The organism is Martelella alba (assembly GCF_005217455.1).
Taxonomy (GTDB): Bacteria; Pseudomonadota; Gammaproteobacteria; order Enterobacterales; family Enterobacteriaceae; genus Acerihabitans.
This window is the reverse complement of the sequence record NZ_SZPQ01000002.1, coordinates 105,921-122,248: the sequence shown is the minus strand read 5'-3', so window position 1 is coordinate 122,248 and position 16,328 is coordinate 105,921. Positions and strand designations below refer to the sequence as shown.

Below are 16,328 nucleotides of genomic sequence, written 5' to 3'. Positions count from 1 at the left end.
TTCACCAATCGACGCCTTGCTGCGCCTTGATACCCGCGTCGAAGGCGTGCTTGATGGGCCGCAGTTCGCTGACGGTATCCGCCAAATCCGTCAGTTCACGGTGGCAGGCCCGTCCGGTAATGATGACGGTCTGGTGATGGGGCCGTGCTTTAAGCGCCGCGATAACCTCGGGTAAATCGATATAATCATAGGCCACCATGTAGGTGAGCTCGTCGAGCAGGACCAGATCCAGGGTGTCATCCGCCAACATGCGGCGGGCATGTTGCCAGACTTCCTGGGCGGCGGCCCGATCGCTGACGCGGTCTTGGGTGTTCCAGGTAAAACCGGTGGCCATGACCTGGAATTCCACGCCGTGGGCTTCCAGTAGGTTGCGTTCGCCGTTGGGCCATTGTCCTTTGATAAACTGGATCACGCCGGCCCGCATGCCGTGACCGACCGCGCGGGTGACCGTACCGAAGCCGGCGGTGGTCTTTCCCTTGCCGTTGCCGGTGAACACGATAAGAATTCCCCGCTGCTCATTGGCGGCGGCGATCCGGGCATCCACTTTCTCTTTGAGGCGCTGCTGGCGTTGCTGGTGGCGTTCTTCGCTCATAATTTCTTTTCGTCCTTTTCACGCCGGTCCCGGCTTGCGGCCCGGCTGGGCATCGAAACAGATGCCGGTTTTGCGGTGGCTGTCGTCACCCATCAGGTAAAGATATATCGGCATGATATCGGCCGGGGTCGGAAGTCTGTTTGGGTCTTCGTCGGGGAAGGCCCGCCGCCGCATGGCCGTGCGGGTACCGCCGGGATTCACGCTATTGACCCGCAGGGTTCCGACCGGGTATTCATCCGCCAGAACCTGCATCATACCTTCGGTGGCGAACTTCGATACCGCGTAAGCGCCCCAGTTGGCGCGCCCGCGATGGCCGACGCTTGAGGTGCTGAACACCAGCGACGGCCGGGACGCCTTGAGCAAAAGCGGTAGCATGGCCTGGGTCAACAAAAAGGTACCGTTAACGTTCACCGCCATGACCTGGCGCCAACTGTCAGCGGATTGACGCGCCATGGGCGCCACTTCGCCGAGCAGACCGGCATTGTTCAGCAAACCGTCCAACCGGGGCACTTGGGCCAGCAACTCCTCGCCCAGCCGCCGGTAATCCTCATCGGCGGCTTGCAACAGGTCCATGACCACCACGCGGGCTTGGGCGCCGCCCTCGTCGGCGATACGCGAGCGCACCGCGTTCAGCTTGGCCGCCGTTCGGCCCAGCAGGATCACCGACGCGCCGTAACGGGCATAGGTTAAGGCCGCTTCGCGCCCGATACCGTCGCCGGCGCCGGTCACCATAATGATACGTTGTTGCAGCAGATTGCGCGCGGGCTGGTAAAACACGTCGTACTCCTTTGACTGACGGGAACGGCCGGCTCGGCGGTGGATGCCGGAATGGCTTTTCCTGTTATGCCTGAAAGGCCGCCCGATTTCAATGCATCGTCTGCGGTCGGCCAAAGGATGGACCAGGGGATGGGTAGGGGGAGGGGCACGGCGTCCCGATGGGGCGCCGGATTGCGGTAACTGTGCAGTTTATCAGGAATATTCCGAATTATCTGGCGACGGAAAGCCGGTCGTTGGTTAGAATAAGTCTCATGCAAATCATTTTACCCAAGGCGGCAGTGTGGAATTTTTACTCAATTATGGATTATTTCTGGCCAAGGCCGTCACCGTGGTTCTAGCCATCGGCGCGGTCTTGTTGTTGGTTATCGGTTTGCGGCAGCGGCAACGGCGGCGTCAGGGCGAACTGCAGATACAGGATTTGGGCAAGCACTATCGCGAGATGCGGCGCGAGATGCAATTGGCCCGTATGGGTGAAGCCGAGCAGCGTATCTGGCACAAGCGCTTTAAAAAACAGGAAAAGCAGGATGCCAAATTGGCCCGCGCCCGCGCCCGCCAAGGCGACGGCGCGGCGGGCAAATCCTGTTTGTACGTGCTGGACTTCAAAGGCAGCATGGATGCCGGTGAGGTCAGCTCGCTGCGCGAGGAAATTTCGGCGGTGCTGGCGGTCGCCCGACCGGAGGACGAGGTGCTGCTGCGACTGGAAAGTCCCGGCGGGGTGGTTCACGGCTATGGGTTGGCGGCGTCGCAACTGCAAAGGCTGCGCGAGCATGGCATTCGCCTGACGGTGGCGGTGGATAAGGTCGCCGCCAGCGGCGGCTACATGATGGCTTGCGTGGCCGATCGGATCATCGCCGCGCCGTTCGCTATTCTCGGTTCCATTGGCGTGGTGGCGCAGATTCCCAATTTTAACCGCTTGCTCAAGCGTAATGATATCGATATCGAATTACATACCGCCGGCGCCTACAAACGGACTTTGACGCTGTTTGGCGAAAATTCCGAACAGGGACGGGAAAAATTTCGCCAGGACCTGAACGAAACCCATCAATTGTTCAAACGCTTTGTCCAGGATATGCGCCCCACGCTGAATATCGATGCGGTCGCCACCGGGGAACATTGGTACGGCAGCCAGGCCAGGGAACTCGGCCTCATTGACGCCATCGGCACCAGTGATGAGTTATTGATTGCCGAAATGGCCGATCATGAAGTTATCGGTATCAAATACACCAGACGTAAACGTTTGCTTTCGCGTTTTACCGATAGTGCGGCGTTAAGTATCGAGGGACGGTTGCTGCATTGGTGGCAACGGAGCCAAAAGCCATTGCTGTAATATTAGCGGGGCCGGCTGTTTCGGCCCCCTCATGGTCAAATTACCCTTCCTGCAAATGATATTTCTCCGACAGGACGACGGCCAGGTGTTTAAACATATTAAACACCGCCGTGGTCTTGCGGGTGGGTATTCCGTTCTCGTCCAAAAAGAACTCGCCGCGGAAAACCAGCACGCCGCCTTTTTGCTCAACGTCGGTCGCTTCCATTCCGTGCATATATTCATCATGTTCGCGAATGATTCTATTCGCCTCGGCAAGCAGGCTCTGCCGATCAATGGGGGTGGTGTTCGCACGCATAAGTTTCGCTCCTGTGTCAATGCCGGGACTATTGTAATCCCCGGTTGTGTTTGGCTGCAAACAGACTAAGGTTTATTCGGAAAGCGGACTTTTTTTCCTTAATTGGTTTACAACCGAGGTCTTTTTTGCATCGCTAATAAGTTGCGTCAAGTTTTTAATCATGTACAGTGTGGGCCTCCATGGCTCCGGACGAGTCGGTCAGCCCGTTTCGGTAATGAATTTATCAATATCATGGGTTAATATTGATAAATTTATTATATTTAACAGAGAGTTAATTGAATGTTGCAATCAAGAAAACACCCGTTGAGAAAGAGGTTGATTTTTGGCGGTGCTGCCGCAATATAAAAACAGAGGCAAGCCCAGCCAGGGTCTGGCGCACAAAAAAGCTTCTTTTTACAGAAGAAATCATTCAGGTAAAGGTAAAAATGGGTAAAGCTCTCGTTATCGTTGAATCCCCGGCGAAAGCCAAAACGATTAATAAATACTTAGGTAATGACTACGTGGTTAAGTCCAGCGTCGGTCACATCCGTGATTTGCCCACCAGCGGTTCCGCCAGTAAAAAAAGCGCCGAAACAACGAAAAAAACGAAAGGGAAAAGCGACGCGCAAAGTGCATTGGTTAATCGCATGGGAATAGATCCTTATCATGGCTGGAAAGCCCGTTATGAGATTTTGCCCGGCAAAGAAAAGGTCGTGACCGAACTCAAGGCCTTGGCGCAGGAAGCCGAACACGTTTATCTCGCAACCGACCTTGACCGCGAAGGAGAGGCCATCGCCTGGCATTTGCGCGAGGTGATCGGCGGCGACGCCCAGCGTTTTAGCCGGGTCGTGTTCAACGAAATCACCCGCAACGCCATCACCCAGGCCTTCAAAAGCCCCGGCGAGCTGAATATCGACCGGGTGAACGCTCAGCAGGCGCGGCGCTTCATGGATCGGGTCGTGGGATATATGGTTTCGCCGCTGTTATGGAAAAAACTGGCGCGCGGATTGTCGGCTGGCCGCGTGCAGTCGGTGGCCGTTCGTCTGGTGGTGGAGCGGGAGAGGGAAATCAAGGCCTTTGTGCCTGAAGAGTATTGGGAATTGCATGCCGATTTGCGGGTGTCGGCCCAGTCGCTATTGCAAATGCAAGTCACCCATCAAGGCGACAAACCCTTCAGACCGGTCAACCAAGCGCAAAGCCAGGCGGCGGTGGAGCACTTGGAAAAAGCCCGCTATGTCATCGCCGACCGCGAGGATAAGCCCACCAGCAGCAAAGCCGGCGCGCCCTTCACCACGTCCACGCTGCAACAGGCCGCCAGCACCCGGCTGGGGTACGGCGTGAAAAAAACCATGATGCTGGCCCAGCGTCTCTATGAGGCCGGGCACATCACCTACATGCGTACCGATTCCACCAACCTGAGCCAGGATGCGCTCAACATGGCCCGCGGGTATATCGAACGGGAATTCGGCGGGAAATATCTGCCGAAGCAGGCCAACGAGTACGCCAGCAAGGAAAATTCCCAGGAAGCCCACGAGGCTATCCGGCCTTCCGATGTGGCCAATCTGGCTGAACAGCTAAAGGACATGGAAGCCGATGCGCAAAAGCTTTACCAACTGATCTGGCGTCAATTCGTGGCTTGTCAGATGACGCCGGCCCTGTATGATTCCACCACGCTGACGGTCAAGGCCGGCGAGTTTTCCCTGCGGGCCAAGGGACGCATCCTGCGTTTTGACGGCTGGACCCGGGTGATGCCGGCGTTGCGCAAAGGGGATGAGGATCGTACATTGCCCGCCGTTCAAGTGGGGCAGACGCTGGAGTTGGAAAAACTGCTGCCGAGCCAGCATTTTACCAAGCCCCCCGCCCGCTATAGCGAAGCGTCGCTGGTAAAGGAACTGGAAAAGCGCGGCATTGGCCGGCCATCCACCTATGTTTCCATTATTTCCACCATTCAGGAACGCGGATACGTTCATGTGGAAAATCGGCGATTCTACGCCGAAAAAATGGGGGAAATCGTCACCGATCGGCTGGAGGAAAATTTTCGCGAGCTGATGAATTACGATTTCACCGCCCGCATGGAGGACAAACTCGATCAGGTGGCGTCCAATCAGGCGGAATGGAAGGAAGTGCTGGATTCGTTTTTCACCGATTTCAGCCAGCAGCTGGAAGTGGCCGAGAAAGATCCGCAAGAGGGGGGCATGCGGCAGAACCAGATGGTGATGACCACCATCGATTGCCCGACCTGTGGACGTAAAATGGGGATCCGCACCGCCAGTACCGGCGTGTTCCTCGGTTGCTCCGGTTACGCGCTGCCGCCCAAGGAAAGATGCAAGACCACCATCAATCTGATCCCGGAATCGGAAACCCTGAATGTGCTGGAAGGCGACGATGCCGAGACCAATGCCCTGCGCGCGCGCCGGCGTTGCAAGAAATGCGGCACCGCCATGGACAGCTATCTCATCGATAATCACCGCAAATTGCATGTTTGCGGCAATAACCCCTTATGCGACGGTTATGAAATCGAAGAGGGGGAATTTCGCATCAAAGGGTATGACGGCCCGGTGGTGGAATGCGAGAAGTGCGGATCCGATATGCACTTGAAGCTGGGCCGTTTCGGCAAGTATATGGCATGTACCAATGACGAGTGCCGCAATACCCGCAAAATCCTGCGCAATGGCGAGGTCGCGCCGCCGAAAGAGGATCCGGTACCGTTGCCGGAATTGCCGTGCGAAAAATCAGATGCCTATTTCGTCCTGCGCGACGGCGCGGCCGGCGTGTTCCTGGCGGCCAACACTTTCCCGAAATCGCGGGAAACCCGTGCGCCGTTGGTGGAGGAATTGGCCCGTTTCCGCGACCGGTTACCGGAAAAGTTGCGTTATCTGGCTGATGCGCCGCAAACCGATCCCGATGGCAACAAAACCTTGGTGCGGTTCAGCCGCAAGACCAAACAGCAATATGTCGCGTCGGAAAAAGACGGTAAAGCCACGGGGTGGACCGCGTTTTATACTGACGGCAAATGGCAGGCGGTAGCCAAATAATCGGCTGGCGGCCGAGCCGATGGCGGGCTATGGCGGCTCAAGGAAAACCAACCTGCGGGTTGGTTTTTTTTTGGTTTATAAATAAGTTATATATACAGATTTTTTATGATTAAATAGTATTAATTGCAAAATGTTGTTTGCAGTCTGATGCTGATAAAAAGCCGGCCACGCAAAGTGACAGCGACTCGAAACAGTACCCTTGCGCCATGTTATGCCAGGATGACAATTATGAAATTGCAACAGCTCCGTTACATCGTCGAAGTGGTGAATCATAATCTGAATGTTTCCTCCACCGCCGAGGGGCTATATACCTCACAACCCGGCATCAGCAAACAGGTGCGCATGCTGGAGGACGAGCTGGGCGTCCAGATTTTTGCCCGTAGCGGCAAACATCTCACCCAAGTCACGCCGGCGGGGCAGGAAATCATTCGTATCGCGCGCGAAGTGCTCTCCAAAGTGGAGGCCATCAAATCGGTGGCGGGCGAACATACCTACCCCGATAAAGGCTCCCTGTATGTGGCGACCACCCACACCCAGGCCCGCTACGCCCTCCCTGAAGTGATCAAGGGCTTTATCGAACGCTATCCCCGCGTATCGCTGCATATGCACCAGGGATCCCCCACGCAGATAGCCGAAGCGGTATCCAAGGGCGTGGCGGATTTCGCCATCGCCACCGAGGCTCTGCACTTGTACGAAGACTTGGTGATGTTGCCCTGCTATCACTGGAACCGGGCCATCGTGGTATTGCCCAACCATCCCTTGGCCGGCAAAACCGATGTGAGCATTGAAGAATTGGCGGCGTATCCGTTGGTGACCTATACCTTCGGCTTTACCGGCCGCTCTGAACTGGATACCGCCTTCAACCGGGCTGGTCTGACCCCGCGCATCGTTTTCACCGCCACCGATGCCGATGTCATTAAAACCTATGTGCGAATGGGACTGGGGGTCGGCGTTATCGCCAATATGGCGGTGGACAGCGAATCCGATCCGGATTTGGTGAAAATCAGCGCCGATGCCATGTTCGCCCTCAGTACGACCAAAATCGGTTTTCGGCGCAGTACCTTTCTGCGCAGTTATATGTATGATTTCATCCAGCGCTTCGCGCCCCATTTAACCCGGGATGTGGTGGACACGGCCATTGCCTTGCGTTCAAACGAGGAAATCGAGACGATGTTCCGGGACATTAAATTGCCGGTCAAATAACCGCGCCGGAAGGCTCATCGGTCAGGCTGCTCACCCTGGCGCGGTAACGGCGGGGCCGCCCCTCCCCAAGGTTGGACATGGCGATGTTATGAAAAAGTTGCAGTCATTATATAAAATCGTGGCGCGATAGCCTCAATTCCCATAGGGTTATGACTATAATAAATATTATTCCCCCCGCAATTTTGCGTTGCGGCAGGGTGGTTCCCGCCTACGCCTTGCCGTAACGCAAAAGATGACGGTGATAATAGCCTGGAGGAGTTATGTCGTCGAATATTCGCAAAGTCAGTAAGGATTCCCTGACGGTAAACGATAAAACCTACCCTTTCTACAGCCTGCAACGGGCGGCCAGCGAACTCGGATCACTGGATGCCATGCCCAAATCATTAAAAGTGCTACTGGAAAACCTGCTGCGTCATCAAGATGACGATATTGTCACGGAAGCGCATTTGCGCCAGATAGCCGGTTGGCTGGAGCATACCCATGCGGAAGGGGAAATCGCCTATCGTCCGGCCCGGGTGTTAATGCAGGACTTTACCGGCGTGCCGGCGGTGGTGGATCTGGCCGCGATGCGCGAGGCGGTCAGGCGGCTTGGCGGCGATGTCGATAAAGTGAATCCCTTGTCGCCGGTGGATTTGGTCATCGATCATTCCGTTACCGTGGACCGCTACGGCGATGATCGCGCCTATGCCGAAAACAACCATCTCGAAATGGAACGGAACTTGGAGCGCTATACGTTCTTGCGCTGGGGCCAGCAGGCTTTCAGCCGTTTTCGCGTCGTGCCGCCGGGCAATGGCATCTGCCATCAAGTCAATCTCGAGTATTTGGCGCAAACCGTATGGCATGAGACGCAAGACGACGGGGAGCTGGCTTATCCCGACACTCTGGTGGGTACCGATTCCCATACCACCATGGTCAATGGTCTGGGCGTACTGGGTTGGGGAGTGGGCGGAATCGAGGCGGAAGCGGCCATGCTCGGCCAGCCCGTGTCGATGCTCATCCCTGACGTGGTGGGGTTTAAACTCACCGGTAAGCTTAAAGAAGGCATTACCGCCACCGACCTGGTCTTGACGGTGACGCAGATGTTGCGCAAACACGGCGTGGTGGGCAAATTCGTGGAGTTCTACGGCGACGGTTTGGATGATTTGCCGCTGGCCGACCGGGCCACCATCGCCAATATGGCCCCGGAATATGGCGCGACCTGCGGCTTTTTCCCGGTGGATGACGTCACCCTGGCTTACCTGCGCCTAACCGGCCGCGGCGACGACCAGGTGGCGTTGGTGGAGGCTTATGCCAAGGCTCAGGGCTTGTGGCGTCGGCCCGGCGACGCGCCGCGTTTTACCAGCGCCCTTGAGCTGGACATGGGCACCGTGGTCGCCAGCCTGGCGGGGCCGAAACGGCCGCAGGACCGGGTAGCCCTGCCGGATGTGCCGGCGGCATTTCGCGCCAGCGACGAACTGGGCGTCAACCAGCGCGCCCGCCACAGCGATTCCCAGCATGTGGAGCTGAACGGCGGCCAATTCGATCTTCGCCAGGGCGCGGTAGTCATTGCCGCCATTACATCATGCACCAATACCTCCAACGCCAATATTCTGATGTCGGCGGGATTGCTCGCCCGCAATGCGGTATTAAAGGGGCTTAGGACGCAGCCCTGGGTCAAAACCTCCCTCGCCCCCGGCTCGAAAGTGGTCACCGATTATCTGGCGGCCGCCGGCCTGACGCCTTACCTCAATCAATTGGGCTTTAATTTGGTGGGCTACGGTTGCACCACCTGTATCGGCAACTCCGGGCCATTAAAAGATCCCATCGAAGCCGCCATTAAGGCCGGCGACTTAACGGTGGGGGCGGTGTTATCCGGCAATCGCAATTTCGAGGGACGCATCCATCCCTTGGTGAAAACCAACTGGCTGGCATCGCCGCCGCTGGTGGTGGCCTACGCGCTGGCCGGCAGCATGCTGGTGGATCTCAGCGCCGATCCGCTCGGAAACGACCCGGAAGGCAAACCGGTGTATCTGCGGGATATCTGGCCCAGTTCGGCGGAGATCGCCGATGCGGTCGCGCTGGTGGATCGCGCCATGTTCCATAAGGAATACAGCGCGATCTTTACCGGCAATGACGATTGGCAAACGATCAACGTGGCGTCGACCCCCACTTATCGCTGGCAAAAAGACTCCACTTACATCCGCTTGCCGCCGTTTTTTCAACAGATGGGCAAGGCGCCCGAGCCGGTGGCGGATATCCACGAAGCGCGTATTCTGGCGCTGCTCGGCGATTCCGTGACCACTGATCATATTTCCCCGGCGGGGAATATCAAAGTGGACAGCCCGGCCGGCCGCTATCTGCGCGAAAACGGCGTTGAGGTCGGGGATTTTAATTCCTACGGCTCCCGGCGCGGCAATTATGAAGTGATGGTGCGCGGAACGTTCGCCAACATACGCATCCGCAATGAAATGGTGCCGGGCGTGGAAGGCGGCATTACCCGCCATTACCCCTCCGGCGATACCTTGGCCATTTATGATGCGGCAATGCGCTACCAGCAGGAAAACGTGCCGCTGGCGGTGATCGCCGGTAAAGAATACGGTTCGGGCTCCAGCCGCGACTGGGCGGCCAAGGGGCCGCAATTACTGGGGATCCGGGTGGTGATTGCCGAATCCTTCGAGCGTATTCACCGCTCCAACCTGATAGGCATGGGCATCCTGCCGCTGGAATTCACCGGGGGCGCCACCCGGCAATCGCTGGGTCTCAAGGGGGATGAACGGATAAGTCTTGGGGGACTCGACGATCTGGCGCCCGGGCAGACGGTCTCGGTCACCCTGGCCTATGGCGATGGCCGCCGGGAGGAAATCCGCGCCCGCTGCCGCATTGATACCGGCAACGAACTGACCTATTTTCGCCATAACGGCATTTTGAATTATGTCATTCGCAGGATGCTGTAAGGCGCTTTGCCCATCGGCCGCCATCGGGAGGCCGATGGCGCAGGGTCATTCACCGTTGAGCAAGTGGCCCATCTTGGCCGCCTTGGTATCGAGGTAGCGCGCGTTCTCCGGGTTACGCCCAACGATCAACGGCACGCGTTCGACAATGCGGATCCCGGCTTCGGCGAGGATCTCGACTTTTTGCGGGTTGTTGGTCAACAACCGCACCGACTCGACGCCCAGTAGCTTGAACATATCGGCACAAAGGGTGAAATCCCGCTCGTCGGCGGCGAAACCCAACTGATGATTGGCTTCCACCGTGTCGGCGCCCTTATCTTGCAAGGCATAGGCGCGGATTTTGTTCAGCAGGCCGATATTGCGGCCTTCCTGGCGGTGATAAAGCAACACGCCCCGGCCCTCCTCGGCGATATGCGTCAGGGCGGCCTCCAATTGGAAACCGCAATCGCACCGCAGGCTGAACAGGGCGTCGCCGGTCAGGCATTCCGAATGCACCCGCGCCAATACCGGCTCTACGCCGGAAATATCGCCATAAACCAATGCCAGGTGATCGTGTCCCGTGGCGATTTCTTCGAAGCCGACCATCAAAAAGTCGCCCCAGGGAGTCGGCAGTTTGGCCTCTGCCACACGTTTAAGCTGCATGTCGCTCTCCAAAACCAGATAATGACGCGCATCCTACGGGTTCCCGGCTTGTTTGACCAGCCCCGGGAAAAATTGATGCGCAAAATTCCATTAGCCAGGTATTTTGCCATAAATTCGTCCGCAACAGGCGACGGATTCGCGTTTATTCATGGCAAAGTTGTCATTTGCCTGTCACAATTTCCAACACGCACCGGCCGATATGCGCATTTCGCCCTCCGGCCAGGGTGCGCTTTGCGGCAAAGCTTGACGGAAGGCCTTATGTTGGCGATAGCGAAACGCACCGGACTGGGTGCGTTGATATTCATGATAATCCCATTGTCGGTGTGGGTCAGTGGCTGGCAGTGGCATCCGGATAACGAAGCCTGGTGGTGGCGGGCGCTGTTCTGGGTAACTCAGACCGTCACCGCGCCCTGGGGCGTGCTCAGCAGCCTGGTTCTGGGCGGCTGGTTCTTGTGGTGTCTGCGGTATCGCTGGCGGCAGGCGCTGGCGTTGGCGGGGATTTTACTGGCGGTGTTGTTGCTCGGCCAGGGCGCCAAGTCCATCATTAAAAACGGCGTGCGGGAACCGCGCCCGTACGTGGTGTGGATGGCCGGCAACTACGGCATGAATGAGCGGGCTTTTTACGCGTTACCCCGTCACGCACGGGGACAATGGGTGAAAGATGCGCTGGAACAGCAAAAGCGGATCCCTGACTGGCTTCGGCGGCACTGGCAGCATGAGACGGGTTTCGCCTTCCCTTCGGGCCATTCGGTGTTCGCCGCCAGTTGGGGTCTGCTGGCATTGGGTCTGCTCTGGCCGCGGCGGCACTACAAAACGGCGTTCGTTGTGATGCTCTGGTCGGCCATGGTCATGATAAGCCGCCTGGTGCTGGGCATGCATTGGCCACGGGACGTGGCAATGGGGATTGCGCTCGCCTTTATGTTAGTGACATCGGCCTGCTGGCTGGCGCAATGCCTGATTGGCCCGCTGTCGCCCGCGCCGGAGGAAACGGGGAATCTCCGTCGTCCCGAGTCCCGACGGGCCGGCTGATTTTCGCCTGACCCGGGTGGGTACCGCTTCGCCGCCAACGGCTATGATTAAGAGACGCGGGGGGACGATGTCCATCCGGCTTACCGTCGTCGCAAGCGGCGGCATTTGTTCTCGCCATGACCCTTTAATGCTGCGCGGGATTTCCTTAGGACCACGGGAAATGCTACTTTATACTCGTCATACTTCACGTTGCCTCTTTGTTGGCTGCGTTCGGTCACCCCGGTCATATCGACAGGTTACACAGTCAGGTCACATAGTCAGGTCATATCGTCGGCTATGCTCCTGGGGGTGATGAGAGACATCCTGTCTCTCGCCGGAGGCCCGCCGTTGGCGGTTCAAATTCGTTCCCGACGAATTTGTCGCTCCCTTGCCGCCGCGACGCAACGCGAAGTATTCAGAGTCGATACCCCTATGGAGCCGGTTTTCCGGCGTGTTTCATTGGTCAGCGCTGTTGCGGGAAAAAATGTGAAATATGTATTGATATTTTTGCTGGTTCTGGTGATTTTCATTATTTCCGTCACCTTTGGGGCGCATAACGATCAGATTGTTACCTTCAATTACTTACTGGCCCAGGGGCAATATCGGGTATCAACCCTGTTGACCTGGATTTTCGCGATGGGTTTTATTCTCGGCTGGGTGATTTGCGGTCTGTTCTATCTGCGACTAAGGCTGGCGCTGATGCGCGCCGAGCGCCGTATCAAAAAACTGGAACATAGGCCCGCGTCCGATAGCCATGGCGAAATAGCCGCGCCCGTCGCCGGTAAGGAATAACCCGTTATGTTGGAACTGCTGTTTCTGTTGTTGCCCGTGGCCGCCGCCTATGGCTGGTACATGGGCCGCAGAAGCGCGCAGCAGGACAAAGAGCAGGATGCCAACCGCCTTTCGCGCGAGTATGTGGCGGGGGTGAATTTTCTGTTGTCCAATCAGCAGGACAAAGCGGTGGATCTGTTCCTCGATATGCTTAAAGAGGACAGCAATACCGTGGAAGCCCATCTCACGCTCGGTAATCTGTTCCGGTCCCGCGGCGAGGTGGATCGCGCCATCCGGATCCATCAATCTCTGATGGAAAGCACCTCCCTGAGTTTCGAGCAGCGGTTGCTGGCCGTGCAGCAGTTGGGCCGGGATTATATGGCCGCCGGCTTCTATGACCGCGCCGAGGAAATGTTCGCCCAGTTGGTGGATGAAAATGATTTCCGCTCAGGGGCGCTGCAACAGTTGCTGCAAATTTATCAGGCCACCAGCGAGTGGGCCAAGGCTATCGAGACGGCGGAAAAGCTGGTCAGGATGGGCAAGGATCATCGGCGCGCGGAAATCGCGCATTTTTATTGCGAACTGGCTCTACAGGCCATGAGCGGGGATGACCAGGATAAAGCCATGGCCTTCTTGAAGAAGGGCGCGGCGGCGGATAAGAACTGCTCGCGCATCTCTATCATGATGGGCCGCATCCTGATGGCGCGCCAGGACTATTCGGCGGCAGTGGCCGCGTTGCAGCGGGTGCTGGATCAGGATAAGGAAATGGTCAGCGAAACATTGCCGGCCCTGCAAAGCTGTTATCAGCACCTTAATCAGCCGGAAGCCTGGGCCGCGTACTTGCGCCGTTGCGTGGAAAGGGATACCGGCGCGGCGGCGGAGCTGTTGTTGGCCGATGTCATTGAACGCAACGAGGGGGCCGAAAGCGCCCAGATGTACATCAACCACCGGTTACGGCAACATCCCACCATGCGGATGTTCCATCGTCTGATGGATTATCACTTAAGCGAAGCGGAGGACGGACGGGCGAAAGAGAGCCTGCTTGTGCTGCGGACCATGGTGGGCGAGCAAATCCGCACCAAACCCCGCTATCGCTGCAATAAATGCGGTTTTACCTCGCACAGCCTGTATTGGCACTGTCCATCCTGCAAGTCATGGGCTTCCATCAAGCCCATCCGCGGCCTGGACGAACAGTGACGCCCGGCCCGTGGGTCGTCGACGCAAAGCGGTGAAGGTTTCCCTGGCCATTACCCCACAGGCTTGACGGCCTGGTCCGTGAGCTGGGCTTTTTCCTGTCCGCCGGGTAGAATGGGGCGGATTGCGCAAATCGGCTCTCGGTCTGTCGCGCGCCGCCTATGGGCGCCACGCCGGAGTCGGCCACTTCCTCAAAGGTACCACGATGATTCGCGATATGACGACCCCTGCGTTCCCCGGCTTCGCCAGCCCGATTATTGTAGCGCTGGATTATGCCGAACGTTCCCGCGCCATGGCTTTTGCCGATCAGGTTTCGCCGGCCGACTGCCGGCTGAAAATCGGCAAGGAGATGTTTACCCGATTCGGCCCGGAACTGGTACGGGACTTACAGAACAAGGGCTTTGACGTCTTCCTTGATTTGAAATTCCATGATATTCCCAATACCGTCGCCAAAGCGGTGGCGGCGGCGGCGGAACTCGGCGTGTGGATGGTGAACGTCCATGCCGTCGGCGGCGAGCGGATGATGACGGCGGCCAGAGAGGCGCTGGCGCCCTTTGGCAGGCAGGCGCCAAAGCTTATCGCCGTTACCGTGCTGACCAGCATGGCCGATGAGGATCTTATCGCGCTGGGGATCCCTTTTAGCGCGGAGGACTATGCCGGTCGGCTGGCGGACCTGGCACAGGGATGTGGTCTGGACGGCGTGGTCTGCTCCGCCCGGGAGGCCCCGGCGTTCAAACGGCGGTTTGGTCCCGGCTTTGCGCTGGTCACGCCGGGGATCCGCCCGGCAGGCGGCGACGCCGCCGATCAGCGGCGGGTGATGACGCCGGAGGCGGCGTTACGGGCCGGCGTGGATTATATGGTGATAGGCCGGCCCATTACCCAGGCGGCTCGGCCCGATCAGGCGTTATATGGCATTTTGCGCGCGTTGCCCTATGGCGGGGGGGCCCATGGACAATAACAGTCATTTGGTCTATTCAACGGAAAACGGCCGGATTAAAGACTCGCCCAAACCGGCATCACGCCCCGCCGGCGACGGGATTATCCGTATCCAGTGTCAGACCAGCGGCCGCAAGGGCAAGGGGGTTTGTCTGATAACCGGCTTAACCGGCGATGATCAAACATTGCGGATGTTGGCGGCCGAGTTGAAAAAAAAATGTGGTTGCGGCGGCGCGCTTAAGGATGGCGTCATTGAGATCCAGGGGGATAAACGGGATCTCCTGAAACAACTGCTGGAGGCCAGGGGAATGAAAGTCAAACTGGCCGGGGGCTGAACAGGTTGTCATCCGCGCCAAAATATAGCGGGCATCGGCGGCGCGGTTCAGGATAGTCGGCGCACGGGACGCCGACTCGAAAATTAATGTACCTGATGGCCGATAATGCCGCCGACCGCCGCGCCGCCCACTGTACCCAGTCCGCTGCCGTTGGTCAGTACCGCGCCGCCGATGGCGCCGGCGCCGGCGCCGATGGCCGTATTACGATCACGCCGCGACCAATGGGAACAAGCGCTTAGTGACAGCGCCAGCAGCACGGCGAGCGCGGCGGCGGCCATTCGTTTTGACGAATTTTTCATCATTTCCCCTTCCTCAACTGATGCTGACATCGTGTGGCGTTAAGCAACGTCGCTTGAGAATAATTATAGTATGGCTGGTCGAGTTTAGCCGGACCGGCGGCTGAATCCTTGCCGAAGCTTATCAACCCCCGTGGCGGCGCCGCGATCGCGAAATCGCCTCTTTAGCAGGACCTGGGGGGTTTTTCAGCCGTTTATCCCATACCGGTCTTCTGGGGCGCGCCGGACAATGTCCTCAAGGATGCAAGAGGGCTTCACGATGCTTGATGATTTGAAAGAGCAGGTGCTGGCGGCCAATCTGGCGTTGCCGCAACACCATTTGGTCACCTTTACCTGGGGTAACGTCAGCGCGGTGGACCGCGAGCGGGGACTGGTGGTGATTAAACCATCGGGTGTGAGCTACGAAGCCATGACCGTGAAGGACATGGTGGTGGTGGAGTTGGACACCGGGCGGGTGGTGGAGGGCGAGAAGAAGCCCTCATCCGATACCGATACCCATCGGGTATTATATCAGCATTTTCCCGCACTGGGCGGCATCGTGCATACCCATTCCCGGCACGCGACCATATGGGCGCAGGCGGGACAGGATATTCCCGCATGGGGCACCACCCATGCCGATTACTTTTACGGCCCGATCCCCTGTACTCGGTTGATGACGCCGGAAGAAATCCGGGGCCGCTATGAATGGGAAACGGGCAAGGTAATCGTTGAGACGTTCACCGAACGGGCTATCGATCCGGCCGCCGTACCGGCTGTACTGGTTAATTCACACGGTCCGTTCGCCTGGGGCGCTGATGCCGAAAATGCGGTGCATAATGCGGTGGTGTTGGAAGAGTTGGCGTATATGGGGATTTTTTCCCGTCAACTGACGCCGGCATTGGCGCCGATGCAGCAAGAATTGCTGGACAAGCATTATCTGCGCAAACACGGCAAAAACGCTTATTACGGCCAATAGTCGTTTTCCTGCCAATGGGGCCGGCGTCCAATAGGCGCAATGCCCCATCGTCC

15 protein-coding genes are annotated in these 16,328 nt (G+C 57.8%); 10 read left to right on the top strand and 5 right to left on the bottom strand.

Annotated elements, in window-relative coordinates; genetic code table 11:
* Position 1: 1 nt before the first annotated feature.
* Both cobO and FCN80_RS02925 read right to left on the bottom strand, forming a co-directional pair.
* Positions 2–592 (bottom strand): cob(I)yrinic acid a,c-diamide adenosyltransferase, encoded by a 591-nt coding sequence (gene cobO / locus FCN80_RS02930; RefSeq protein ID WP_136988395.1) that lies wholly within the window; start codon positions 590–592, stop codon positions 2–4.
* Between the two features lie 18 nt (positions 593–610).
* Positions 611–1,369, bottom strand: coding sequence for a YciK family oxidoreductase (locus FCN80_RS02925; protein ID WP_136988394.1), 759 nt, complete (start codon positions 1,367–1,369; stop codon positions 611–613).
* Positions 1,370–1,649: 280 nt separating this feature from the next.
* Between FCN80_RS02925 and sohB the strand changes: the two genes are divergently transcribed.
* Positions 1,650–2,696: a protease SohB gene (gene sohB / locus FCN80_RS02920; protein WP_136988393.1), complete on the top strand. Its 1,047-nt coding sequence runs from the start codon at positions 1,650–1,652 to the stop codon at positions 2,694–2,696.
* A 40-nt stretch (positions 2,697–2,736) separates the two neighbouring features.
* On the opposite strand, the gene FCN80_RS02915 is transcribed toward sohB, so the two are convergent.
* A complete protein-coding gene (locus FCN80_RS02915) occupies positions 2,737–2,991 on the bottom strand; it encodes a YciN family protein (protein WP_136988392.1) in 255 nt (84 codons plus the stop codon).
* A 425-nt stretch (positions 2,992–3,416) separates the two neighbouring features.
* On the opposite strand from FCN80_RS02915, the gene topA reads away from it, so the two are divergent.
* From topA to acnA, 3 genes are all read left to right on the top strand, one after another.
* On the top strand, positions 3,417–6,005 hold the full coding sequence (topA, locus tag FCN80_RS02910; RefSeq protein ID WP_136988391.1) for a type I DNA topoisomerase: 2,589 nt from the start codon (positions 3,417–3,419) through the stop codon (positions 6,003–6,005).
* Positions 6,006–6,233: 228 nt separating this feature from the next.
* Positions 6,234–7,208, top strand: a complete 975-nt coding sequence (gene cysB / locus FCN80_RS02905; RefSeq protein ID WP_136988390.1) for an HTH-type transcriptional regulator CysB — start codon at positions 6,234–6,236, stop codon at positions 7,206–7,208.
* 260 nt (positions 7,209–7,468) lie between these two features.
* Complete coding sequence (gene acnA / locus FCN80_RS02900) at positions 7,469–10,141, top strand: aconitate hydratase AcnA (RefSeq protein WP_136988389.1); 2,673 nt, start codon at positions 7,469–7,471, stop codon at positions 10,139–10,141.
* Between the two features lie 45 nt (positions 10,142–10,186).
* Here the strand turns inward: acnA and ribA are convergent, their stop codons facing one another.
* Entirely contained in the window at positions 10,187–10,780 is a 594-nt protein-coding gene (gene ribA, locus FCN80_RS02895) for a GTP cyclohydrolase II (protein WP_136988388.1), read from the bottom strand.
* A gap of 258 nt (positions 10,781–11,038) precedes the next feature.
* On the opposite strand from ribA, the gene pgpB reads away from it, so the two are divergent.
* The 5 genes from pgpB (at position 11,039) to yciH (ending at position 15,024) form a co-directional block, all read left to right on the top strand.
* Entirely contained in the window at positions 11,039–11,809 is a 771-nt protein-coding gene (pgpB, locus tag FCN80_RS02890) for a phosphatidylglycerophosphatase B (protein ID WP_136988387.1), read from the top strand.
* A gap of 465 nt (positions 11,810–12,274) precedes the next feature.
* Entirely contained in the window at positions 12,275–12,580 is a 306-nt protein-coding gene (locus tag FCN80_RS02885; RefSeq protein WP_136988386.1) for a LapA family protein, read from the top strand.
* Positions 12,581–12,586: 6 nt separating this feature from the next.
* Positions 12,587–13,756: a lipopolysaccharide assembly protein LapB gene (gene lapB, locus FCN80_RS02880; RefSeq protein ID WP_136988385.1), complete on the top strand. Its 1,170-nt coding sequence runs from the start codon at positions 12,587–12,589 to the stop codon at positions 13,754–13,756.
* 214 nt (positions 13,757–13,970) lie between these two features.
* A complete protein-coding gene (gene pyrF / locus FCN80_RS02875; protein WP_136988384.1) occupies positions 13,971–14,711 on the top strand; it encodes an orotidine-5'-phosphate decarboxylase in 741 nt (246 codons plus the stop codon).
* Positions 14,701–15,024, top strand: coding sequence for a stress response translation initiation inhibitor YciH (yciH, locus tag FCN80_RS02870; protein ID WP_136988383.1), 324 nt, complete (start codon positions 14,701–14,703; stop codon positions 15,022–15,024). The genes pyrF and yciH overlap by 11 nt, the downstream gene beginning before the upstream one ends.
* Positions 15,025–15,107: 83 nt before the next feature.
* On the opposite strand, the gene osmB is transcribed toward yciH, so the two are convergent.
* Positions 15,108–15,326, bottom strand: a complete 219-nt coding sequence (gene osmB, locus FCN80_RS02865) for an osmotically-inducible lipoprotein OsmB (protein ID WP_136988382.1) — start codon at positions 15,324–15,326, stop codon at positions 15,108–15,110.
* 253 nt (positions 15,327–15,579) lie between these two features.
* Here osmB and araD point away from each other — a divergent pair, with 253 nt between their 5' ends.
* Positions 15,580–16,275: an L-ribulose-5-phosphate 4-epimerase gene (gene araD, locus FCN80_RS02860; protein WP_136988381.1), complete on the top strand. Its 696-nt coding sequence runs from the start codon at positions 15,580–15,582 to the stop codon at positions 16,273–16,275.
* The last annotated feature ends 53 nt before the right edge of the window (positions 16,276–16,328 follow it).

Bases quoted from the DNA above. Each gene is read 5' to 3' on its own strand.
- cobO (WP_136988395.1), bottom strand. From the start codon at position 592: ATGAGCGAAGAACGCCACCAGCAACGCCAGCAGCGCCTCAAAGAGAAA.
- FCN80_RS02915 (WP_136988392.1), bottom strand. From the start codon at position 2,991: ATGCGTGCGAACACCACCCCCATTGATCGGCAGAGCCTGCTTGCCGAG.
- topA (WP_136988391.1), top strand. From the start codon at position 3,417: ATGGGTAAAGCTCTCGTTATCGTTGAATCCCCGGCGAAAGCCAAAACG.
- cysB (WP_136988390.1), top strand. From the start codon at position 6,234: ATGAAATTGCAACAGCTCCGTTACATCGTCGAAGTGGTGAATCATAAT.
- acnA (WP_136988389.1), top strand. From the start codon at position 7,469: ATGTCGTCGAATATTCGCAAAGTCAGTAAGGATTCCCTGACGGTAAAC.
- ribA (WP_136988388.1), bottom strand. From the start codon at position 10,780: ATGCAGCTTAAACGTGTGGCAGAGGCCAAACTGCCGACTCCCTGGGGC.
- pgpB (WP_136988387.1), top strand. From the start codon at position 11,039: ATGTTGGCGATAGCGAAACGCACCGGACTGGGTGCGTTGATATTCATG.
- lapB (WP_136988385.1), top strand. From the start codon at position 12,587: ATGTTGGAACTGCTGTTTCTGTTGTTGCCCGTGGCCGCCGCCTATGGC.
- pyrF (WP_136988384.1), top strand. From the start codon at position 13,971: ATGACGACCCCTGCGTTCCCCGGCTTCGCCAGCCCGATTATTGTAGCG.
- yciH (WP_136988383.1), top strand. From the start codon at position 14,701: ATGGACAATAACAGTCATTTGGTCTATTCAACGGAAAACGGCCGGATT.
- osmB (WP_136988382.1), bottom strand. From the start codon at position 15,326: ATGATGAAAAATTCGTCAAAACGAATGGCCGCCGCCGCGCTCGCCGTG.
- araD (WP_136988381.1), top strand. From the start codon at position 15,580: ATGCTTGATGATTTGAAAGAGCAGGTGCTGGCGGCCAATCTGGCGTTG.